This window comes from Sphaerotilus sp. (assembly GCF_031429695.1).
In the GTDB taxonomy this organism is placed as follows: domain Bacteria; phylum Pseudomonadota; class Gammaproteobacteria; order Burkholderiales; family Burkholderiaceae_C; genus Sphaerotilus.
In genome coordinates, this window is the sequence record NZ_JANPAB010000019.1 from 11,941 (window position 1) to 32,650 (window position 20,710).

Below are 20,710 nucleotides of genomic sequence, written 5' to 3' on the forward strand. Positions count from 1 at the left end.
AACTCCTCGAAGGTGGCCGGTGCGTGCCGACCAGCCATGCGTCATGTCAAGGTCAACGGAAGGGGCCGATGCGCTGGAGACTGCCGAAGTTCATCCACACGAAAAACGCCCGGCCCACGATGTTCTCGTCCGGAACGAACCCCCAGAAGCGCGAATCCTCGGAGTTGTCGCGGTTGTCGCCCATCATGAAGTAGTGTCCTGCAGGAACCTTGCAGGTCACACCCTCGGCGGTGTAACGACAGTTTTCAACACCAGGGAACTGTCTGGCGCGCATGCCATAACTCGACGGTTGCTGCGGATCGACCAGGAGACGGTGTGTCACACCATCGCCGACGTCCTCGCGGAACTGGCGCGAGTAGGTGCGGCGGTCCTCGTCGTAGTAGTCGTCGAGCTGTTGCAGCGGCGCGAGCTGTCCATTGAGGTAGAGCTTCTGGTTGATGTAGGCGACCTCGTCACCGGGTACACCGACCACGCGCTTGATGAAGTCGATGCCAGGGTCCACGGGATAGCGGAACACCATCACGTCGCCGCGCTTCGGGTCATTCAGCGGGATGATCTTCTTGTTGATCACCGGGATGCGCACGCCGTAATGGAACTTGTTCACCAGGATCAGATCGCCGATTTCCAGCGTCGGGATCATCGAGCCGGACGGGATCTTGAACGGCTCGAACAGGAAGGAGCGCAACAGGAACACCATCAGGATCACCGGGAACAGGCCGGCGGTCCAATCGAGCCACCACGGCTGCGCGAGCAGGCGCTGGCGGGCGGATTCGACATCGGTGTCCACCTTGTCGATGCCGAGACGGGCGAGTTCGGCGCGGCGCGCCCCGTCCTGCTGCGTCAGCGTCGCGGCGGCGGTCAGGCGCCTGGGCAGAAACACAAAACGCTCGGCCAGCCAGTAGGCCGCGGTGACGAGGGTCAGAATGAACAGCAGCAGCGAGAAGTTGCCGCTCCACTTGCCGAGGTACCAGCCCGTGCCATAGAAGGCGAGGCAGGCGTAGAGTATGCCGGTGAGGGGTCCCATCGATCGTCCGGTTGGTGTGGTGTGAGCGGAGGTTGGCGGGCGCTCAGTCTTCGACGCGCAGGATGGCGAGAAACGCCTCCTGCGGCACTTCGACCGAACCGATCTGCTTCATGCGCTTCTTGCCGGCCTTCTGCTTTTCGAGCAGCTTGCGCTTGCGGCTGATGTCACCGCCGTAGCATTTTGCCAGCACGTTCTTGCGCAGCGCCTTGATGTTCTCGCGCGAGATGATGTTGGCGCCGATGGCGGCCTGGATCACCACGTCGTACATCTGGCGGGGAATCTGCTCGCGCATCTTCGAGGCCACGGCCCGGCCGCGGTACAGGCTCTGCGCGCGGTGGACGATGATCGACAGTGCATCGACCCGGTCGCCGTTGATCAGCAGATCGACCTTGACCACGTCCGAGGCGCGGTATTCCTTGAACTCGTAGTCCATCGAGGCATAGCCGCGTGAGACGGATTTCAGCTTGTCGAAGAAGTCGAGCACGATCTCGGCCAGCGGCATCTCGTAGGTCAGCATCACCTGGCGACCGTGGTAGGCCATGTTGAGCTGCACGCCGCGCTTCTGGTTCGCCAGCGTCATCACGGCGCCGACATAGTCCTGCGGCATGTACAGATGCACGGTGACGATCGGCTCGCGGATCTCGTTGATGCGGCCGAGTTCAGGCATCTTCGACGGGTTTTCGACCTGGATGACCTCGCCGCCGTTCAGCTCGACCTGGTAGACCACGCTCGGTGCGGTGGTGATCAGGTCCTGGTCGAATTCGCGCTCCAGCCGCTCCTGCACGATTTCCATGTGCAGCAGGCCCAGGAAACCGCAGCGGAAGCCGAAGCCCAGCGCCTGCGAGACTTCCGGTTCGTAGCGCAGCGACGAGTCGTTGAGCTTGAGTTTCTCCAGCGCGTCGCGGAGCTGGTCGTACTCGCTGGCCTCGGTCGGGTAGAGACCGGCAAAGACCTGCGGCTGGATTTCCTTGAAACCGGGCAGGGCTTCCGTGGCCGGGCCGGCATTGTTGGGCAGCTTCTTTTCGAGCGTGATGGTGTCACCGACCTTGGCCGCTTGGAGTTCCTTGATGCCGGCGATGATGAAACCCACTTCGCCAGCCTTGAGGCACTCGCGGTTCTCGGATTTCGGCGTGAACACCCCCAGGTGCTCGATCGGGTAGAGCGCGTTGCTCGCCATCATGCGGATGCGCTCGCCCTTCTTGAGCACGCCGTCCACCACACGCACCAGCATCACCACGCCGACGTAGTTGTCGAACCAGGAGTCGACGATCATCGCGCGCGGCGGGCCGTCCGGGTTGCCCTTGGGCGACGGCATGCGCGTGATCACGGCTTCGAGGATCTCGTCGATGCCCATGCCGGTCTTGGCCGAGCAGGGGATGGCGTCGGTGGCGTCAATGCCGATGACGTCCTCGATCTCGGCCTTGGCGTTGTCCGGGTCGGCGCTCGCCAGGTCCATCTTGTTGAGCACTGGCACCACCAGCACGCCCAGGTCCAGCGCGGTGTAGCAGTTGGCCACCGTCTGCGCTTCGACGCCCTGGCTCGCGTCCACCACCAGCAGCGCGCCTTCGCACGCCGACAGCGAGCGGCTGACTTCATACGAGAAGTCCACGTGTCCGGGTGTGTCGATCAGGTTGAGGTTATAGACCTGCCCGTTCTGCGCCTTGTACTGCAGCGAGGCGGTCTGGGCCTTGATCGTGATGCCGCGCTCGCGCTCGATGTCCATCGAGTCGAGTACCTGCGCTTCCATCTCGCGGTCGCTCAGGCCTCCGCAACGCTGGATGAGGCGGTCGGCCAGCGTGCTCTTGCCGTGGTCGATGTGGGCGATGATGGAGAAGTTTCTGATGTGGTCCATGGGCCTGAGGGCATGCGCGCGGCGACAAAAAAAAGGCACGTCCTAGCGTTGACGCGCCTTCCAACACGCATCTACGTCGGGCAAGCCGGTCGCAGTGTTGGCGGACGATTGTAGCGCGCTGCCGGAAAAGAGCCTGTTTCAGCCCCTGGCGGCAGCGCGGACCTGCGTTCAGCGGCCTGGGCGGATCACCACGTACTGCGCCCACTCGCCGCGGCGCAGCAGCAGGTTGACCGGACGTGCCTTGTCCAGCTTGGCGACCAACGCCTCAAACTGGCGCGCATCGCTGACTTCGCTGTTGGCCACGGCCAGGACCAGATCACCCTCCTGCACGCCAGCACGGGCGGCCGGCCCCTCGGCCGCGGCGATCAGGACACCGCTCTTGAGCTTCAGCTCCTTGCGCTGGTCGGCGGTGAGATCGACCACCGTCAGTCCGAGCGAGGTGATCTGCGTGCTGGCGGGCGGGGCCTTGGGGTCGGCCTTGCCGCGCTGTGCGACGGGACGGACTTCCGGTTCCAGTTCAGCCACGGTGACCGCCAAGTCGCGTGTCGCACCGCGGCGCAGCACCTGCAGCGTGCTCTTCGTGCCCGGCCTGGTGTTGCCGACCAGCCGAGGCAGGTCGCTGAACTTGTCCACCGGCTTGCCGTCGAAGCGCGTCACGATGTCGCCCGGTTCCAGCCCGGCCTTCTCGGCGGGCCCGCCCGGCTCGACCGAGCGCACCAGCGCACCGGTGGCTTTGGGCAGCCCGAGCGATTCGGCCACGTCCTTCGTGACTTCGCCGATCTGCACGCCGATGCGGCCGCGCACGACCCGGCCTCCGCTCTTGAGCTGCTCGGCGACGCGGGTCGCCTCATCGATCGGAATCGCGAACGAGATGCCCATGTAACCGCCCGAGCGGCTGTAGATCTGCGAGTTGATGCCCACCACCTCGCCGCGCATGTTGATCAGCGGGCCGCCCGAGTTGCCGGGGTTGATGGCCACGTCGGTCTGGATGAAGGGCACGAGGTCGCCGGTGTCGCGTGCCTTGGCACTGACGATGCCGGCGGTGACGGTGTTGTCGAGGTCGAAGGGCGAGCCGATGGCAATCACCCATTCGCCCACCCGCAGCCGCCCGACATCGCCGAAGCGGACGGTGGGCAGGCCGGTGGCCTCGATCTTGAGCACGGCCACGTCGGTGCGCTTGTCGGCACCGACCACCTTGGCCTTGAACTCGCGCTTGTCGGTCAGTCGCACGATGACCTCGTCCGCGCCGTCGACCACGTGGGCGTTGGTCATCACGAGGCCGTCCGCCGCGATGATGAAACCGGAGCCGACGCCGCGCGGCGCGCTGTCGCCGCCGCCTTCGCCGTCATCGGGCTGCTGCGGCTGGGGTTGCCCGCGGCGTGGATCCTGCTGTCGCGGGACCGGGATGCCGAAGAAGCGGCGGAAGAACTCCTGCATCTCGGCGTCCGGCGCGCCTTCCTGGCCGCGGGCGGCCGTGACCACCTTGGTCGAGGTGCGGATGTTGACCACGGCGGGGCCGACCTGCTCCACCAGATCGGCGAAGTCCGGCAGTCCGCGCACCAGGGGCGCGCTGGTGGCTGCCTGTGCCGCTGCGGCCGTGGTGGCCATTGCGGCGGCGGAGGACTGCGCCGTGGCGTCGCGGTGGCTCACCAGCGTGGCGGTCAGGCCGACCGAGGTGATCAACGCGGCGGCAGCGATCAGCCAGCGACGCGAAGCGTGTCGGACATTGAAGTCGGGCATCGGTTGTTCCATTCCAGTGCGGTCAGAAAGAGAAGGCAGTATGAAACGCGGCAGGTCCGGCGTGGTTTCTCAGGGCTTGCGCCGCTCCAGGCCATCGATGAACTGCTGCAGCGCCACGACTGGCACGGCGCCGACGGCGGTGATCCACCAGTCGCCTTGCCGGCGGCTCAGCGCGCTGGTGCTGCCGACCGTGGCGGGCACTTCGCGCTTGTGCAGCGCAGCGACAAACGGCTCGATGAACACGGACACATGCGTCAGGCCGTCGCTGTAGACCGCCTGGACCATGGTGGTGCTGTTGTCGCCGTTGCTCCCCGCGCTGGAAGCCGCCGCGCGGGCGATCCACGGTGCCATCGGCCGGCGAACGACCTGGCGGGTCTCGAACCCCGGCACCGGCGTGTGCAGCGTCCAGCCTTCGTTGTCCAGGCTGGTGGCGGTGTACACCGGCCTGCTGACCTTGTAGCCATCCAGCCGGTTCATCTCCTGCAGCAGCGCCTGGGACGACAGCTTGACATTGAACTGCAGCTCCGAGAACGAGGCCGATTCCAGCACCTCGCCCCGCTCGTTGAGCAGATCCGAGCGCAGCAGCAGCCCGGTGCGGCGCTCCAGCCAGAGTCGCCGCGGAAAGCGCAGCGCATCGCGCGGCTTGAACACCACGACCTGTGCCGCGTGACCCGCGACCCGTTCATCGTCGCCGGTCTGCAGTTCGTACTGGTCGAGCTGAGCGCCGTCACCGGGCTGAAGCGGCGTCGGGAAGCGGCCGACGAGTTCGCGCTGCTCGATCAGCGCCGTCCGCGTGCCGGGCCAGAGCACGTGGACGGTGTCGTTGTGGCGGTAGACCTGGCGCATCTGGCCGTCCAGGGCCTCGATGCGCTCGATCTGGTCGCGGCCGTCGCAGAAGTGGGTGATGCGCGAGCTGGTCATGTGGCCGCCATGGCTGACCACGTAGGTGCCCACGAAACTGCGGCGCAGCGCAGCGTCCTGGATGCGCTTCACGATCGCAACGATGTCCTGCGGCGGACTGCCCGCCCAGACCATCGATGCCGGACTGGCGAGAACACCAGCCAGTGCAACCATGGCCTTCCAGCGGATGCGGTGCCGTGCGACGGAGGATGCGCTCATCGCGACGGAATCGGCTCGTAGGCGGCGCTGCGCATGAACCCCGGTGCGGGGCCGAGGGCGGGGGTGCCCGGGAACTGCTGGTGCGCGTCGAGGTAACGGACCAGTTCGGTGTCCGGACTGGGCACTTTCAGGTCTGCGGGCGCGCGGGCGGTGTCGCTGCGGGTGATGGCCGCCATGTTCTGGTTGTCCGATCCACCACCTGGCCGCGTGACCAGCACGGCCCCGGCGACCAGTGCCACACCCGCCGCCATCCCGACGGGTGCCACCCAGCGTCGCAGGTGAAAGCGGGAATGGCGACCACCACCAGCGGCGGAGGCGATCCGGGGCGCTGTGGCGGGCACCGGTACCGGTGTTGGCGCCAGCACCACGGGCTCCTGTGCGAGACGCTCGCGCACGGCGCGCAGGAATTCGGCATCGGCACCGCTGCGCTGCGACAGATCCTCCGAGCGCAGCACATCACCGATCAGGTGGTAGGTGTGCCAATGCGCACGGGCGTCAGCATCCTGGCGCCAGTGGCGGCAGGCCGACGCAACGCTGTCGGACGTGGCGTCGCCATCCATCAGCGACGACAGTTGTTCCCGGGCACGGGTCCGGTCCTCGGGCAGGTCGGGTTCGGTCATCAGGCACTCCAGACAAGGCCACGCATCACCAGCGTTGACCCTGTTTCGTATCCAGCAAAGGGCGCAGCTTCACGGCAATCGCTTCGCGGGCGCGGAAGATGCGCGAACGAACCGTACCGATCGGACACGCCATGGCCAAGGCGATCTCGTCGTACGAAAGCCCTTCGACCTCGCGCAGAAGAATCGCTTGGCGCAGATCTTCCGGCAAGGCGTCAATGGCGTCGTTGACCGTGGTCGCGATTTCGCGACTGGCCATCAGCGCCTCGGGCGTCTCGTCATGGCTTAGTTCGTGTCGGGGACGGTTAGTTTCATCGTCGTCGTCAGAAGACGAGGCCAGCGCGCTTTCCGTCAGCACCGGATCACGTTTCATGTCCGACAAGGCCTTCTTGGCGGTGTTGACGGCGATGCGGTAGAGCCAGGTGTAGAAGGCGCTCTCGCCCCGGAACTGCGGCATGGCGCGGTAGGCGCGGATGAAGGTTTCCTGCGCAAGGTCGGGCACGAGGTCCACATCGCGCACGAAACGTCCGATCAGGCGCTCGATGCGGCGCTGGTACTTGACCACCAGCATCTCGAAGGCTTGTACCTCCCCGCGCTTGGCGCGCTCCACCAGCAGCTGATCGGTGTCGTCACTCATCGGGAACAGGGGCCGTGGGGCGGGTCGAACCGGGGCTGAACACCGCACAGCGCAGTGCATGCCACTGCGCTGCATGTGCGCGACGCGACACGGGAATCCACGCCGAGGGGATGTCGGGTCCGCCGTGGCGCAGCAGCAGCCAGGCCTGTCCCGCGACCATGCAGTCGATCTGGCCGAGGCGTGGCGCGCAGGTTCTGCCGTTCGAGGCGAGTTGCAGGCGCCACAGGGCCTCCGCCGGCTGCCAGGCCAGCGTGCCGCATTGCGCCGCAGGGTCCGCTTGCAGGAGCAGCCACAGGGCAGGGATCGCCGACAAGGTCGCCGCCGCCCACATCGGCCAGCCGGGTAGGCCGGCTTGCGCGGTGTGCCAGGCCAGCCAGCCCAGCACGGTGAGCCATCCGATGCACCCGCCCGCCCGGAGGCTTCCGAGCCAGAGGCGGTCTGGCTGCAGGGTCAGCGTCAGGGCAGGCGCGTGGTGCATCGCCGGCCCGCCGTGTGGTGGTGTGCGCGCTCAGACGCGGCGGAAAACCAGCGTGCCGTTGGTGCCGCCGAAGCCGAAGTTGTTCTTGACGGCCACGTCGATCTGCATCTCGCGTGCGGTGTTCGCGCAGTAGTCGAGATCGCACGCCGGATCCTGGTTGAAGAGGTTGATCGTCGGCGGCGAGATCTGGTGGTGCAGCGCGAGCGCCGTGAACACCGATTCGATGCCACCCGCGCCACCCAGCAGGTGGCCGGTCATCGACTTGGTGGAGTTCACCACCAGCTTCTTCGCGTGGTCGCCGAAGGCCAGCTTGATCGCGTTGGTCTCGTTGGCGTCGCCCAGCGGGGTCGAGGTGCCGTGGGCGTTGACGTACTGCACGGCGTCGGCGTTGAGGCCGGCGTTGCGCAGGGCCATCTGCATCGAGCGCCGCGGACCGTCCACGTTCGGCGCGGTCATGTGGTATGCGTCGCCGCTCATGCCGAAACCCGAGATTTCGGCGTAGATCTTCGCGCCGCGCTTCTTGGCGTGTTCGTACTCCTCGACGATCATCACGCCAGCACCTTCGCCGAGCACGAAGCCGTCGCGGTCCTTGTCCCAGGGGCGCGAGGCCGTCTTGGGGTCGTCATTGCGGGTGGAGAGCGCCTTGGCCGACGCAAAACCGCCCATGCCCAGCGGCGAGACGGTCGCTTCGGCGCCGCCGGCCACCATCACGTCCACGTCGCCATGTTCGATCATGCGGGCGGCCATGCCGATGCTGTGCAGCCCGGTGGAGCAGGCCGTCACGATCGCCAGGTTCGGTCCCTTGAAGCCGCTCAGGATCGACACATGACCGGAAATCATGTTGATGATCGAGGCGGGCACGAAGAATGGCGAAATCCGGCGCGCACCGCGGGCGCGGTACTCGTCGTTGGTCGCCTCGATCAGCGGCAGGCCGCCGATGCCAGAGCCGACCATCACGCCGATGCGCTCGGCGAGTTCTTCGCTCAGCGCATCGCCTGTGGGCAATCCGGAATCCCGGATCGCCTGCAGCGACGCCGCGATGCCGTAATGGATGAAGGTATCCATGTGACGGGCTTCTTTCGCGGGGATGTAGTCCTCGATCCGGAAGCCTTTCACCTCGCCCGCAAAACGCACCGACATGTTCGATGCGTCGAAACGGGTGACATGGTCGATACCGGATTGTCCGGCCACGAGGTTGGCCCAGGACTCGTCCACGGTGTTGCCCACCGGGGTGACGAGGCCCAGACCGGTCACGACGATACGGCGACGGGTCATGCGTTTGCGTGCTGCGAGAGTGGCAAAAAAGGCGGATCAGCGGATCGGGAGATCAGCGAATCACTTGGCGTTGGCGGTGGCGTAGTCGATCGCCGCCTTGACGGTGGTGATCTTCTCGGCTTCTTCATCGGGAATCTCGATGCCGAATTCGTCTTCCAGCGCCATCACGAGTTCGACCGTGTCCAGCGAATCGGCACCGAGGTCAGCCACGAATGATTTTTCAGGTTTGACGTCGTCTTCGGCCACACCGAGTTGTTCGGCGATGATCTTCTTGACGCGTGCTTCGATGTCGCTCATTTCTCTCCTCCGAGAGGGTTGGTACAAAACAGCCTGCGATTCTAAGGGTTCCGAGAAACAAGTCACTCGGAAGCTGCCCGAAGGGTCCGCGCAGGGCAGAAGTCGGACCCTCCGGGCGGATCAGTTCATGAACATGCCGCCGTTGACGTGCAGTTCTGTTCCGGTGATGTAACCGGCAGCCGGCGAGGTCAGGAAGGCCACCGCCTCGGCGATGTCCTCGGGCGAGCCCAGGCGACCCAGCGGGATCTGCGCGGTCAGCGCGGCCTTCTGGGCGTCAGGCAACCCCTCGGTCATGTCGGTGGCGATGAAGCCGGGGGCGACGCAGTTGACCGTGATGTTGCGGCTGCCGAGTTCGCGGGCCAGCGAGCGGGTCATGCCCGCCACGCCGGCCTTGGAGGCACAGTAGTTGACCTGACCTGGATTGCCCGAGGCGCCGACCACCGAGGTGATGTTGACGATGCGGCCGAAGCGCTGCTTCATCATCGGCTTGATCGCGGCGCGGCAAGCGCGGAAGACGGACTTGAGGTTGGTGTCGATCACCGCGTCCCAGTCGTCGTCCTTCAGGCGCATCGCCAGCGTGTCGCGGGTGATGCCGGCGTTGTTGACCAGCACGTGCAGGCCGCCATGGGTCTTCACGATGCTGTCGATCGCGGCGTCCAGGGCAGCGGCATCGGTGACGTTCAGTGTCAGTCCCAGGCCACCGAAGGGGGCCAGCGCATCGCCGATCGCGGCCGAGCCGCTGTCGCTGGTGGCCGTGCCGATGACCTTGAAGCCGCGCTGCGCGAGGGTCAGCGCGATGGCACGGCCGATGCCGCGGCTGGCGCCGGTGACGAGGGCAATCTGTTGAGCAGGAGCATTCATGCGAGCAGCGCCTTGGCAGCGGCCAGCGTGGCCGGGTCGTAGAAAGTGGTGGTGACGAGGTCGGCGTCGATGCGCTTGACCATGCCGGACAGGACCTTGCCGGGACCGCATTCGATCACATGGGTCATGCCACGTGCCTTGAGTTCGGTCACGAGTTCGACCCAGCGCACGGCGCCGAAGGCCTGGCGATACAGCGCATCGCGGATGGCGTCTGGCGCGGTCTGCACCGCCACATCGACATTGTTCAGCACGGGGATCCGCGGCGTCTTCAGGTCGATCGACACCAGCCGTTCGCGCAGGCGCTCTGCCGCAGGTTTCATCAGGCTGGAGTGGAATGGCGCCGACACTGGCAGCGACAGCGTGCGCTTGGCGCCCATCGCCTTGAGCACGACGCAGCCGTGTTCGACGCCGGCCTTGCTGCCAGCGATGACGGTCTGTTTCGGATCGTTGAAATTGACCGCTTCGACCACTTCGCCCGATTCGGCGGCCGCCTTGGCGCAACCTTCGCGCACGGCGGCCGGGTCCAGCCCGAGGATCGCGGCCATGCCACCCGTGCCGACCGGCACGGCCTCCTGCATGGCCCGGGCGCGCAGGCGCACCAGCGGCAGCGCGTCGGCCAGCGTCAGGCTGCCAGCGGCGACCAGCGCGGTGTATTCGCCCAGCGAGTGTCCGGCGACGAAGGCCGGCACAGCGCCGCCTTCGGCCAGCCAGGCGCGGTAGCTGGCGATGCCGGCGGTCAGCATCACGGGCTGGGTGTTGGTGGTCAGGTCCAGCGCTTCCTTGGGGCCTTCGGTGATCAGACGGGCGACGTCTTCGCCAAGGGCGGCACTGGCTTCTTCGAGGGTGGCGCGCACGGCAGGGTGGTCACCCCAGTCCGAGAGCATGCCCACCGACTGCGACCCCTGGCCGGGAAACACGAAGGCGAACGTGGTCATGGTGCGAGATCCGTGAAGAAAAAAAGAGTGGGGAGGGACGGCGCAGGACTCAGTAGTCCACCAGCACCGAGCCCCAGGTGAATCCGCCGCCGACCCCTTCGAGCAGCAGCGTCTGGCCGCGCTGGATGCGGCCGCTGCGCACGCCGGTGTCGAGCGCCAGCGGAATCGACGCGGCCGAGGTGTTGCCGTGCTGGTCGACGGTGACGATCACCTTCTCCAGCGGCAGTTTCAGCTTCTTCGCCGTGCTCTGCATGATGCGGATGTTGGCCTGGTGCGGGATCAGCCAGTCGATGTCGCTGTCCTGCCGGTCAGCCTTGGCCAGGCTGGCGCGGGCGGTTTTTTCCAGCACGCCGACGGCGAGCTTGAACACGGCCTGGCCGTCCATCTTCAGCAGCGGATCGCCCAGGATCTGCCCGCCCGAGACGGTGCCCGGCACGCACAGGATGTCCAGGTGGCGCCCGTCGGCGTTCAGGTCCGTGGCGAGGATGCCCGGCGTGTCGCTCGCCGACAGCACCACGGCGCCCGCACCATCGCCGAACAGCACACAGGTCGTGCGGTCCTTGAAATCGAGGATGCGCGAGAACACCTCGGCACCGATCACCAGCGCGTGGCGGGCGGTGCCGGTGCGGATCATTGCGTCGGCGATGGTCAGCGCATAGACAAAACCCGAACACACGGCCTGCACGTCGAAGGCGGGGCAGCCATGCACGATGCCGAGCTTGCGCTGCACGATGGTCGCCGTGGACGGGAACACCATGTCCGGTGTCGAGGTCGCGACGATGATCAGGCCGATGTCGGCGCCGGTCAGGCCCGCGGCTTCGATCGCGTGTCGGGCGGCATCCACGGCCAGGTCGCTGGCGTTCTGGTTGGCGCCGACGAAGTGCCGGGCACGGATACCGGTGCGCTCGACGATCCACTCGTCCGACGACTCGATGCCCTGCATCGCCAGCTCGGCGACGAGGTCAGCGTTGGTCAGACGACGCGGAGGCAGTGAACTGCCCGTGCCGGCGATGCGCGAGAAACGGGGTGTGGTGGTGGTCATGCGGCGTGGCGTGCCGCTGGCGCCTCGGGTTGAGCGGCGGGCTGGCCTGTACCGGGGAGGGCCTGCAGCGTTTCGAGGATCCGGTCGTGCACACGGTCCAGCAGTCGATTTCGGGCGGCATCATACGCCCGGTTCAGCGCATTCTCGAAGGCCAGCGCATCCGCCGAGCCGTGGCTCTTGAACACGAGGCCACGCAGACCGAGCAGCGCTGCGCCGTTGAAGCGGCGGTGGTCGAGCCGGCGCGAGAAGCGCTTGAGCATCGGCATGGCCAGGAAGGCGACGAGCTTGGTCAGCGGCGTCCGGGTGAACTCCTGCTTGAGGAAGCTGGTGATCATCCCGGCCAGACCTTCGGCCGTTTTCAGCGCCACGTTGCCGACAAACCCATCGCATACCACCAGATCGGTGGTGCCCTTGAAAATGTCGTTGCCTTCGACGTTGCCGTAGAAGTTCAGGTGACCGGCGAGCGACACTGCACGCAGCAGCTCGCCTGCGCGCTTGATGGTCTCGCTGCCCTTGATGACTTCCTCGCCGATGTTGAGCAGGCCGACGGAGGGTTGCTCCTTGCCATCGACCGCCGACACCAGCGCGCTGCCCATCACCGCGAATTGCAGCAGGTGCTCCGCGGTGCAATCGACATTGGCGCCCAGGTCCAGCATGGTCGTGTAGTGACCGAGCTGGTTGGGCATCACGCTGGCGATGGCGGGCCGGTCGATGCCTTCGAGCGTCTTCAACAGATAACGTGCGACGGCCATCAACGCGCCGGTGTTGCCAGCCGACACACAAGCGTCGGCCTCGGCCACACCTTCGGCATTGCGTTTGACCTGCTGGATAGCGATGCGCATCGAGGAATCGCGCTTCTTGCGGAGTGCGATCTCGACGGGATCATCCATCTCGACCACCTCGGTGGCCGCCACCACGCGACAACGTTCCCAGCCGGCGGCAGGCGCGAGCGCCTCGGCTTTGCCGACGAGAATCAGTTCAGCCTGTGGGTGCTGATCGAGGAAGGATCGACAGGCCGGCAGCGTCACGGACGGGCCGTGGTCGCCGCCCATGCAATCGACCGACAGTCGGACCGGGCGGGCAAGAGGGGTAGTGGCGTTCAAGACTGGTCAGACTCGGTGTCATTACCCGCACTGGACCGCGGGGCCCTGAAGGTCGGACGACTCAGGCGTCAGCCTTGGTCTTGAACACCTTGCGACCGCGGTAGAAACCGGTCGGGCTGATGTGGTGGCGCAGATGCACCTCACCGGTGGTGGACTCGATCGCGGTGCCCGGGGTGTTCAGGGCGTTGTGCGAGCGGTGCATACCGCGCTTGGAAGGTGACTTCTTGTTTTGCTGGACAGCCATGGCTTACTCCTGGGATCCGGGATTTCCGATTGGAAAAGCCTTCGATTGTAGCACTACCCTGGAACTTGGTCCAAAGACGCACTGCGTGCATCGACCGGGCGCTGTTGCGCCGCACCGACTGGTCAGTCTTTCGCGGGTGTCTTGCGCAAGGCGGCCAGCACCGCGAACGGGTTGGGCTTGTCGCGGGTCGGCGCTTCTGTGGAGGGTGCACCTGTCTCGGCGTCCGGGCTTGCCGGCTCGTCGGACCAGTCACCTGCCGAAAGTGTCACCGGGGTCGGGCAGACCTCGTGCCTGGGCACGATCGGCGCCACCAGCAGCAGTTCGTCCTCGACCAGCTCCAGCAAGTCGAACTGTCTGCTGATGACCAGCACGTCGTCTTCGGATTCTGCATCCAGCTCTGCGGCCTGGCGTTCGTTGTCGACAAACTGGAACCAGCGCTCGAACGCCAAGGGCACCTCGACGGTTTCCAGGCAGCGTTGACACTGCTGCGACAGGGAGGTCGAACCCGACAGGTACAACCACACCTCGGGCGGGCTGCCACTGCGGGTGCGCAGTTCACCCTGCACGGACCAGCGTACCGGCGCGGCGGTGTCGACGGCGGCCTCCGTGTGGCGCAGGTGGAGCAGGCGCTCGAAGTCCCCGAGCGGGGTGTTGCCGTCGATCGGCTCGCCCGCTTCGGCGAAGGGCCGCACGTCGAGGCGGCGGAGATTGAATTCACGCGCTTTCATGGCGCGCAGTGTACGGTCCCCGCCGGGGTGGTGAAACAATGCCGGGATGGTCCCGACTCCCGCTTCTGCTTTCCTTCCGATCGTGCCGCCTGCGCTGGTGCTCGCCTCCACCTCCATCTATCGACGCGAGTTGCTGTCACGGCTTCGGTTGCCGTTCGATGTCGCGTCTCCCGATGTCGACGAATCCACCCAGCCCGGTGAAACACCTGCCGCGCTGAGCGAGCGGCTTGCGCTGGCCAAGGCCCGGGCGGTGTCGGCGCGCTGGCCGCACGCGGTGGTGATCGGCTCGGACCAGGTGGCTGAACTGGACGGTGCTGCTGTCGGCAAGCCCGGTCACCACGCCAACGCTGTCGCACAGTTGCGGGCGATGCGTGGCCGAACAGTGGTGTTCCACACGTCGGTGGCGGTGCTGCGGCACGACACGGCCTTCGAGGCCGTGCGGCGTGTGCCGGTGACGGTGCGGTTCCGGGCGCTCAGCGATGTCGAGATCGAGACCTACCTGCGGCTGGAACAGCCCTACGACTGCGCCGGCAGCGCCAAGTGCGAGACGCTGGGCATCACGCTGCTCGACGCGATCGAGTCGGACGATCCGACTGCCCTGATCGGGTTGCCGCTGATCGTCACGTCTGCGCTGCTGCGCCAGGCGGGGCTGGACACGCTGGCGGTCCATGCCGGACACGGGAGCGTGGCATGAAAGGCCGCCTCTGGTTGATGCCCAACACGCTCGACCTCGGCACGGTGGCCGAGGGCAAGCCCTTGCCGGATCTGCAGGACGTGTTGCCGCTGGGCGCGATCCGTGTGGCCGCCGGGCTGACGCACTGGGTGGCCGAGAACGCCCGCAGCGCGCGGGCGCTGCTCAACCGGGTGGACGCCGTGGTGCCGCTGGCGCAGCCGCTGCAGGCGCTGTCGATCCGGGAATTGCCGCGTCCGCCCAAGGGCAGGCCGGATGCGCGTGCCCCGGCGCCGGATTGGGCCGGACTGCTCGCACCGGCGCTGGATGGACACGACATGGGGCTGGTGTCCGAAGCGGGTTTGCCTGCCGTGGCAGACCCTGGCGCGGAACTGGTGCGGGTCGCCCATGCACAGGGCGTGACAGTGATGCCGCTGTCGGGGCCAAGTTCACTGATCCTGGCGGTGGCCGCCAGCGGGCTCAACGGGCAGAGCTTCGCCTTCGTCGGCTACCTGCCGACCGATGCAGCCGCACGCGGGCAGCGCCTGCGCGAGCTGGAAACCCACTCGCGCCGCTGGCAGCAGACCCAGTTGCTGATCGAGACGCCATACCGGAATGCCGCGATGGCGCAGGCGCTGCTGGCCAGTCTGCATCCGGACACGTGGCTGAGCATCAGTTGCGGGTTGACCCTGGAAGGCGGCAGCACCCGCACGCAGCGGGTGGCGAAATGGCGCTCGGCACCGCCGACATTGCCTGCGGACGTGCCCGCCGTGTTCGCGTTCCTCGCCTGACCGGGGTCAAGGCCCCGGTCGGGATCAGGTCGGAACTTTGCCGCCCAGCAGGGTGGCGATGCGGCGCTTGGGCTTGATGAGCGCCGATGCCGCATTGATCCCCGCCGGCGGGGTGGGCGGGGGCGGCGAGTCTTCCCAGACCGGCGCGGCCCTCGGATCAGGTTCGTAGGGCCGATCGAAGAACGGATCCTGCGACGAGCGCCCGCTGCGCATCGGGCGCAGTGTCGGCGTTGCGGCAGGTGCTGCCAAGGCAACTGGCGCGGCCATCGACCGTGGCTCGCTGTACGCCGGCGCGTCGTCGGCCTCACGGCGGCGGCGCGGCCGGTCGTTTTCCAGCTCGAACGTTTCCAGCGCGATCGTCTTCTTGATCAGCTTCTCGATGTCGCTCACCAGCCGTGTGTCGTCGCGGGTCGCCAGCGTGATGGCGATGCCCGAGGCGCCGGCGCGGCCTGTGCGGCCGATGCGGTGGACATAGTCCTCGGCGTTGAACGGCACGTCGTAGTTGAAGACGGCGGGCAGGTCGGCGATGTCCAGACCGCGGGCGGCCACATCGGTGGCGACCAGCAGATCGACTTCACCCGCCTTGAAGGCGGCGAGTGACTTCAGGCGCTCGTCCTGCGACTTGTCGCCGTGCAGCGCGGCCGTGCGCAAACCATCGCGCTCGAAGGTGCGTGCCAGGCGGGCGGCGCCGAGCTTGGAGTTGACGAAGATGAGGGCTTGGCGGATCTCGCGCTGGCGCAGGATCTGCGTGATCACGCGGCGCTTGTCTTCGTCGGCGACGCTGTAGAAGCGCTGCTCGACGTTGGTGGCCGTTGCGTTCGGGCGGGCCACTTCGACCAGCACGGGATCCTGCAGGTAGCTCTGCGCCAGCTTCTTGATCTCTGGCGAGAACGTGGCCGAGAACAGCAGCGTCTGGCGCGTCTTGGGCAGGTAGCTCAGGATGCGCTGCAGGTCGGGCAGGAAGCCGATGTCGAGCATCCGGTCGGCTTCATCCAGCACGACGTACTCGACCTGGTTGAGCTGGCAGTTCTTGAGCTGGATGTGGTCGAGTAAGCGGCCCGGCGTGGCGATCAGCACTTCGACGCCGCGCTTGAGTTCGGCCGTCTGCGGCGCGATGTCGATGCCACCGAAGACGCAGGCCACGCGCAGGTTGCTGTGCTGGGCGTAGGTCTTGATGTTGACGGCGACCTGGTCGGCCAGTTCGCGGGTCGGCGCCAGCACCAGCGCGCGCACCGGGTGTCGGGCGGGTGAAGCACTGGCGTTCTCGTGCTTGAGCATCTTCTGCAGCAGCGGCAGCGAGAAGGCCGCCGTCTTGCCGGTGCCCGTCTGTGCTGCGCCCATCACGTCGCGGCCTTCCAGCACGATCGGGATGGCCTTGGCCTGGATGGGCGTCATCGTCTCGTAACCGGCGTCACCGATGGCACGCTGGAGCTTGGCGTCCAGGGGCAGGGTGTCGAAGCGGGCGGGTGCGGCCAGATCGGGCGCAGTGTCAAGTTGGGGGGTCATCACGGGCGTGATTATCCCGCGGATGCCGTGGGTGGGTGTCGTTCTGGCGTGAAATGACCACAAGGGTGCTTCGGTTTGTCAAGTCCGATGTGCGTTTCTCGCGTCACGCCGGTGCCGTGCACAGGGATCAACCTTCCTTGGCACACGCTGAACAAGAAACCAACTTTGCACGGCCAAAGCGACCTTGGGCAGGGCAGGAGCCGGAATTGCCCCGGACGGTCTGCACAATTCAGGGAATCTACGCATCTTCAGCACCGCAAGCACTGCAATCACCAACAGGGACGTTGTTTTCTCATGAGCCAGACCATTTCCGTTTCCACGCCCATCGCCGTTCAGCCCGTCATCATGGCCGGAGGCAGCGGCACCCGGCTGTGGCCGCTGTCGCGCGCAGGCTATCCCAAGCAGTTCCTGGTGCTCGGGGACAGCAACCAGAGCCTGTTCCAGGAAGCGGCAGAGCGCCTGTCTGCGCTGGCGGCCGACGACCTGAGCGTGTCCGCGCCGCTGATCGTCGGCAACGAGGAGCACCGCTTTCTCGTGCTCGACCAATTGCGCGAGATCCGCCAGAACCCGGCGGCCGTGCTGCTGGAGCCGATCGGCCGCAACACCGCGCCCGCCCTGACGCTGGCCGCATTGCAGGCGCTCGAAGGTGGCACGGATCCGGTGCTGGTCGTGACGCCCGCTGACCAGACGGTCACCGACCCGGCCGCTTACACGGTTGCGCTGCAGCAGGCGGTCCGCCTGGCGGCGCAAGGGGTGATTGCCATCCTCGGCATCGCCCCGGATACGCCAGAAACTGGCTACGGCTACATCCGCACGACCCCTGAACTCGGCGCGGCCCGCGTGGCCCAGTTCGTCGAGAAGCCGAACCTGGAAACTGCCCAGCGTTACCTGAGCGAAGGCGGCTACTTCTGGAACAGCGGCATGTTCGTGCTGAAGGCATCGGTGTGGATGGAGGCGCTGGAGACCTTCCGCCCCGACATCGCCGAAGCGACCCGCGCCGCCTGGGCGCCGCGCAAGTGCGACGCCAGCTTCGTGCGGCCCGGCAAGGCCGAGTTCGCGGCCGTGCCGAGCGAATCGGTCGACTACGCCGTGATGGAGCGCTGCCCCGGCAGTGACTTCGACATCCGCATGGTGCCGCTGAGCGCCGGCTGGAACGACCTGGGCGCCTGGGACGCGGTCTGGCAAGTCGCCCGCAAGGACGCGAACGGCAACGCCAGCGTCGGCGACGTGATCACGCAGGACAGCAACAACACGCTGGTCCACGCGTCCGGCCGGCTGGTCAGCGTGGTCGGGCTGGACGACGTGGTGGTGATCGAGACGGCCGACGCCGTGATGGTCGCCGACCGCAGCCGCAGCCAGGACGTGAAGAAGATCGTCGCGCAACTGGACAAGGCCGGGCGCACCGAGCACAGCCTGCACCGCAAGGTCCACCGCCCCTGGGGCTGGTACGACAGCATCGACAGCGGCCCGCGCTTCCAGGTCAAGCGGATCATGGTCAAGCCGGGCGCCTCCCTGAGCTTGCAGATGCACTACCACCGCGCCGAGCACTGGATCGTGGTCACCGGCACGGCCGAGATCACCAACGGCGACAAGGTGCTGGTGCTGAGCGAAAATCAGTCGACCTACATCCCGCTGGGGCAGGTGCATCGCCTGGCCAATCCGGGCCGTGTGCCGCTGGAAATCATCGAGGTGCAGTCGGGCTCCTACCTGGGCGAGGACGACATCGTGCGTTACGAAGACACCTACGGGCGCAACTGAGTCTCCAGCACAATCGCGCATCGCGAATATTCCGATTCACTCACCCGTTCAGCAGTTCAGCACATGATCCTCATCACAGGCGCCGCCGGCTTCATCGGCGGAAATTTTGTCCACCACTGGTTCGAGCGCAGCGAAGAACCCATCGTCGTGCTGGACAAGCTGACGTACGCGGGCAACCCGCAGACGATCGCCGAGCACGTGGAGGCCGGTCGCTGCACGCTGGTGCAGGGCGACATCGGTGACCGTGCGTTGGTCAGCCAGCTGCTGCAGACACACCAGCCGCGCGCGGTGCTGCACTTCGCGGCCGAAAGCCATGTGGACCGCAGCATCCATGGCCCCGGCGAGTTCATCCAGACCAACATGGTCGGCACCTTCGAGCTGCTGGAGGCCGTGCGCTCGTACTGGAGCAGGCTGGAGGCCGAGCCCAAGGCGGCGTTCCGCTTCCTGCACGTCTCCACCGACGAGGTCTACGGCTCGCTGTCCGAGACCGATCCGGCGTTCAACGAGACCACGCCCTACGCCCCGAACAGCCCGTACTCGGCGAGCAAGGCTGGCTCGGACCACCTGGTGCGCGCCTACCACCACACCTACGGCCTGCCGACGCTCACCACCAACTGCTCGAACAACTACGGCCCGTACCACTTCCCCGAGAAGCTCATCCCGCTGATGATCCTCAACGCCCTGGACGGCAAGCCGCTGCCGGTCTACGGCGACGGGCAGAACATCCGCGACTGGCTGTACGTGCGCGACCACTGCGAGGCGATCCGCCAGGTGCTGGCCAAGGGCCGGCTGGGCGAGGTCTACAACGTCGGCGGCAAGAACGAGATCAAGAACCTGGATGTCGTGCAGGTCATCTGCCGCAAGCTCGACGTGCTGCGCCCGAAGGCCGACGGCACGCAGTACGAAGCGCAGATCACGTTCGTGACCGACCGCCCCGGCCACGACCGCCGCTACGCCATCGACCCGACCAAGATCGAGCGCGAGATCGGCTGGACGCCGGCCGAGACCTTCGAATCCGGCATCGACAAGACCGTGCGCTGGTATCTGGAGAACACGGCGTGGATCGACGCGGTGCGCACCGGCGCCTACCGCGACTGGGTCAGCCAGAACTACGGAGCGCGCGCATGAGCGGGCTGAAGATCCTGCTGCTGGGTCAGGGTGGACAGGTCGGCTGGGAGTTGCAGCGTGCGCTCGCCCCACTCGGTGAGGTCATTGGCCTGGACCACGACAGCAAGGAACTGCATGGCGATTTCAGCCAGCCCGAGCGGCTGTCGGCGACGGTGGCGGCGGTGCGCCCCGACATCATCGTCAATGCCGCGGCCCACACCGCCGTGGACAAGGCCGAGAGCGAACCCGATCTCGCCCGCGCCATCAACGCCACCGCTCCCGGCGTGCTGGCACGCTGCGCGGCCGAAACCGGTGCGTGGCTGGTCCACTACAGCACCGACTACGTCTTCGATGGCAGCGGCGACCAGCCCCGCCGCGAAGACGACGCGACCGGTCCGCTGAGCATCTACGGCCAGACCAAGCTCGATGGCGAAGAGGCCATCCGCACCAGCGGCTGCAAGCATCTCATCCTGCGCACGAGCTGGGTCTACGCGGCGCGTGGCGGCAACTTCGCCAAGACCATGCTGCGGCTGGCCGCGGAGCGCGAGAAGCTCACCGTCATCGACGACCAGATCGGCGCGCCCACCGGCGCCGACCTGCTGGCCGACCTCACCGCGCAGATGCTGCGCACGGCGATGGCACAGCCGGACCTGGACCTGTCGGGCACCTACCACGCCGTGGCCGGTGGCCAGACGAGCTGGCACGGTTACGCCAGCTTCGTCATCGAACAGGCTCGCCGCCTCGGTCGCGAGCTGAAGGTCCAGACCATCGACCCGGTGCCGACCACCGCCTTCCCGACCCCGGCCAGGCGCCCGCTGAATTCGCGCCTCGACACCGCGAAGCTGCAGGCCAGCTTCGGCCTGCGCCTGCCGCCTTGGCAGCAGGGTGTCGAGCGCATGCTCACCGAAATCCTCGGCTGAGTACAC

The 20,710-nt window shown here is 66.7% G+C and carries 21 protein-coding genes; 5 read left to right on the forward strand and 16 right to left on the reverse strand.

What is annotated here, in order from left to right; genetic code table 11:
• Positions 1–52: 52 nt before the first annotated feature.
• From lepB to RMP06_RS04545, 15 genes are all read right to left on the reverse strand, one after another.
• Entirely contained in the window at positions 53–1,024 is a 972-nt protein-coding gene (gene lepB / locus RMP06_RS04475; protein WP_310460582.1) for a signal peptidase I, read from the reverse strand.
• A gap of 43 nt (positions 1,025–1,067) precedes the next feature.
• Positions 1,068–2,876 carry a translation elongation factor 4 gene (lepA, locus tag RMP06_RS04480; RefSeq protein ID WP_310460583.1) on the reverse strand — a complete coding sequence of 603 codons (1,809 nt, stop codon included), beginning with the start codon at positions 2,874–2,876 and terminating at the stop codon, positions 1,068–1,070.
• A 168-nt stretch (positions 2,877–3,044) separates the two neighbouring features.
• Positions 3,045–4,616, reverse strand: coding sequence for a DegQ family serine endoprotease (locus RMP06_RS04485; RefSeq protein WP_310460584.1), 1,572 nt, complete (start codon positions 4,614–4,616; stop codon positions 3,045–3,047).
• 69 nt (positions 4,617–4,685) lie between these two features.
• On the reverse strand, positions 4,686–5,735 hold the full coding sequence (locus RMP06_RS04490; RefSeq protein ID WP_310460585.1) for a MucB/RseB C-terminal domain-containing protein: 1,050 nt from the start codon (positions 5,733–5,735) through the stop codon (positions 4,686–4,688).
• On the reverse strand, positions 5,732–6,355 hold the full coding sequence (locus tag RMP06_RS04495) for a sigma-E factor negative regulatory protein (RefSeq protein WP_310460586.1): 624 nt from the start codon (positions 6,353–6,355) through the stop codon (positions 5,732–5,734). Before RMP06_RS04495 ends, RMP06_RS04490 begins: the two co-directional genes overlap by 4 nt.
• 25 nt (positions 6,356–6,380) lie before the next feature.
• Entirely contained in the window at positions 6,381–6,989 is a 609-nt protein-coding gene (rpoE, locus tag RMP06_RS04500) for an RNA polymerase sigma factor RpoE (RefSeq protein WP_310460587.1), read from the reverse strand.
• Positions 6,982–7,467, reverse strand: coding sequence for a hypothetical protein (locus RMP06_RS04505; protein ID WP_310460588.1), 486 nt, complete (start codon positions 7,465–7,467; stop codon positions 6,982–6,984). The genes rpoE and RMP06_RS04505 overlap by 8 nt, the downstream gene beginning before the upstream one ends.
• Before the next feature lie 30 nt (positions 7,468–7,497).
• Complete coding sequence (fabF, locus tag RMP06_RS04510; protein WP_310460589.1) at positions 7,498–8,742, reverse strand: beta-ketoacyl-ACP synthase II; 1,245 nt, start codon at positions 8,740–8,742, stop codon at positions 7,498–7,500.
• 60 nt (positions 8,743–8,802) lie between these two features.
• Positions 8,803–9,039 (reverse strand): acyl carrier protein, encoded by a 237-nt coding sequence (gene acpP / locus RMP06_RS04515; RefSeq protein WP_293994947.1) that lies wholly within the window; start codon positions 9,037–9,039, stop codon positions 8,803–8,805.
• Positions 9,040–9,159: 120 nt separating this feature from the next.
• Positions 9,160–9,900, reverse strand: coding sequence for a 3-oxoacyl-ACP reductase FabG (fabG, locus tag RMP06_RS04520; protein ID WP_310460590.1), 741 nt, complete (start codon positions 9,898–9,900; stop codon positions 9,160–9,162).
• A complete protein-coding gene (gene fabD / locus RMP06_RS04525; protein WP_310460591.1) occupies positions 9,897–10,835 on the reverse strand; it encodes an ACP S-malonyltransferase in 939 nt (312 codons plus the stop codon). Before fabD ends, fabG begins: the two co-directional genes overlap by 4 nt.
• A gap of 49 nt (positions 10,836–10,884) precedes the next feature.
• Entirely contained in the window at positions 10,885–11,877 is a 993-nt protein-coding gene (locus tag RMP06_RS04530) for a beta-ketoacyl-ACP synthase III (RefSeq protein WP_310460592.1), read from the reverse strand.
• A complete protein-coding gene (gene plsX / locus RMP06_RS04535) occupies positions 11,874–12,980 on the reverse strand; it encodes a phosphate acyltransferase PlsX (protein WP_310460593.1) in 1,107 nt (368 codons plus the stop codon). The genes RMP06_RS04530 and plsX overlap by 4 nt, the downstream gene beginning before the upstream one ends.
• A gap of 61 nt (positions 12,981–13,041) precedes the next feature.
• Entirely contained in the window at positions 13,042–13,224 is a 183-nt protein-coding gene (rpmF, locus tag RMP06_RS04540; RefSeq protein ID WP_179632828.1) for a 50S ribosomal protein L32, read from the reverse strand.
• Between the two features lie 122 nt (positions 13,225–13,346).
• Positions 13,347–13,952 carry a YceD family protein gene (locus RMP06_RS04545; RefSeq protein WP_310460594.1) on the reverse strand — a complete coding sequence of 202 codons (606 nt, stop codon included), beginning with the start codon at positions 13,950–13,952 and terminating at the stop codon, positions 13,347–13,349.
• A gap of 46 nt (positions 13,953–13,998) precedes the next feature.
• Between RMP06_RS04545 and RMP06_RS04550 the strand changes: the two genes are divergently transcribed.
• Positions 13,999–14,646, forward strand: coding sequence for a Maf family nucleotide pyrophosphatase (locus tag RMP06_RS04550; protein WP_310460595.1), 648 nt, complete (start codon positions 13,999–14,001; stop codon positions 14,644–14,646).
• Positions 14,643–15,413: an SAM-dependent methyltransferase gene (locus tag RMP06_RS04555; protein WP_310460596.1), complete on the forward strand. Its 771-nt coding sequence runs from the start codon at positions 14,643–14,645 to the stop codon at positions 15,411–15,413. Before RMP06_RS04550 ends, RMP06_RS04555 begins: the two co-directional genes overlap by 4 nt.
• Positions 15,414–15,437: 24 nt before the next feature.
• On the opposite strand, the gene RMP06_RS04560 is transcribed toward RMP06_RS04555, so the two are convergent.
• A complete protein-coding gene (locus RMP06_RS04560) occupies positions 15,438–16,919 on the reverse strand; it encodes a DEAD/DEAH box helicase (protein ID WP_310460597.1) in 1,482 nt (493 codons plus the stop codon).
• A 294-nt stretch (positions 16,920–17,213) separates the two neighbouring features.
• On the opposite strand from RMP06_RS04560, the gene RMP06_RS04565 reads away from it, so the two are divergent.
• From RMP06_RS04565 to rfbD, 3 genes are all read left to right on the forward strand, one after another.
• Positions 17,214–18,677 (forward strand): mannose-1-phosphate guanylyltransferase/mannose-6-phosphate isomerase, encoded by a 1,464-nt coding sequence (locus RMP06_RS04565; RefSeq protein ID WP_310460598.1) that lies wholly within the window; start codon positions 17,214–17,216, stop codon positions 18,675–18,677.
• Positions 18,678–18,740: 63 nt separating this feature from the next.
• Positions 18,741–19,805 carry a dTDP-glucose 4,6-dehydratase gene (gene rfbB / locus RMP06_RS04570; RefSeq protein ID WP_310460599.1) on the forward strand — a complete coding sequence of 355 codons (1,065 nt, stop codon included), beginning with the start codon at positions 18,741–18,743 and terminating at the stop codon, positions 19,803–19,805.
• A gap of 5 nt (positions 19,806–19,810) precedes the next feature.
• Positions 19,811–20,704, forward strand: a complete 894-nt coding sequence (gene rfbD / locus RMP06_RS04575) for a dTDP-4-dehydrorhamnose reductase (RefSeq protein ID WP_310460606.1) — start codon at positions 19,811–19,813, stop codon at positions 20,702–20,704.
• Positions 20,705–20,710 lie beyond the last annotated feature (6 nt).

Bases quoted from the DNA above. Each gene is read 5' to 3' on its own strand.
- rpoE (WP_310460587.1), bottom strand. From the start codon at position 6,989: ATGAGTGACGACACCGATCAGCTGCTGGTGGAGCGCGCCAAGCGCGGG.
- RMP06_RS04565 (WP_310460598.1), top strand. From the start codon at position 17,214: ATGAGCCAGACCATTTCCGTTTCCACGCCCATCGCCGTTCAGCCCGTC.
- RMP06_RS04560 (WP_310460597.1), bottom strand. From the start codon at position 16,919: ATGACCCCCCAACTTGACACTGCGCCCGATCTGGCCGCACCCGCCCGC.
- fabG (WP_310460590.1), bottom strand. From the start codon at position 9,900: ATGAATGCTCCTGCTCAACAGATTGCCCTCGTCACCGGCGCCAGCCGC.
- RMP06_RS04505 (WP_310460588.1), bottom strand. From the start codon at position 7,467: ATGCACCACGCGCCTGCCCTGACGCTGACCCTGCAGCCAGACCGCCTC.
- RMP06_RS04555 (WP_310460596.1), top strand. From the start codon at position 14,643: ATGAAAGGCCGCCTCTGGTTGATGCCCAACACGCTCGACCTCGGCACG.
- RMP06_RS04495 (WP_310460586.1), bottom strand. From the start codon at position 6,355: ATGACCGAACCCGACCTGCCCGAGGACCGGACCCGTGCCCGGGAACAA.
- rpmF (WP_179632828.1), bottom strand. From the start codon at position 13,224: ATGGCTGTCCAGCAAAACAAGAAGTCACCTTCCAAGCGCGGTATGCAC.
- RMP06_RS04530 (WP_310460592.1), bottom strand. From the start codon at position 11,877: ATGACCACCACCACACCCCGTTTCTCGCGCATCGCCGGCACGGGCAGT.
- fabD (WP_310460591.1), bottom strand. From the start codon at position 10,835: ATGACCACGTTCGCCTTCGTGTTTCCCGGCCAGGGGTCGCAGTCGGTG.
- rfbB (WP_310460599.1), top strand. From the start codon at position 18,741: ATGATCCTCATCACAGGCGCCGCCGGCTTCATCGGCGGAAATTTTGTC.
- lepA (WP_310460583.1), bottom strand. From the start codon at position 2,876: ATGGACCACATCAGAAACTTCTCCATCATCGCCCACATCGACCACGGC.
- fabF (WP_310460589.1), bottom strand. From the start codon at position 8,742: ATGACCCGTCGCCGTATCGTCGTGACCGGTCTGGGCCTCGTCACCCCG.
- RMP06_RS04485 (WP_310460584.1), bottom strand. From the start codon at position 4,616: ATGCCCGACTTCAATGTCCGACACGCTTCGCGTCGCTGGCTGATCGCT.
- lepB (WP_310460582.1), bottom strand. From the start codon at position 1,024: ATGGGACCCCTCACCGGCATACTCTACGCCTGCCTCGCCTTCTATGGC.
- RMP06_RS04490 (WP_310460585.1), bottom strand. From the start codon at position 5,735: ATGAGCGCATCCTCCGTCGCACGGCACCGCATCCGCTGGAAGGCCATG.
- RMP06_RS04550 (WP_310460595.1), top strand. From the start codon at position 13,999: ATGGTCCCGACTCCCGCTTCTGCTTTCCTTCCGATCGTGCCGCCTGCG.
- acpP (WP_293994947.1), bottom strand. From the start codon at position 9,039: ATGAGCGACATCGAAGCACGCGTCAAGAAGATCATCGCCGAACAACTC.
- RMP06_RS04545 (WP_310460594.1), bottom strand. From the start codon at position 13,952: ATGAAAGCGCGTGAATTCAATCTCCGCCGCCTCGACGTGCGGCCCTTC.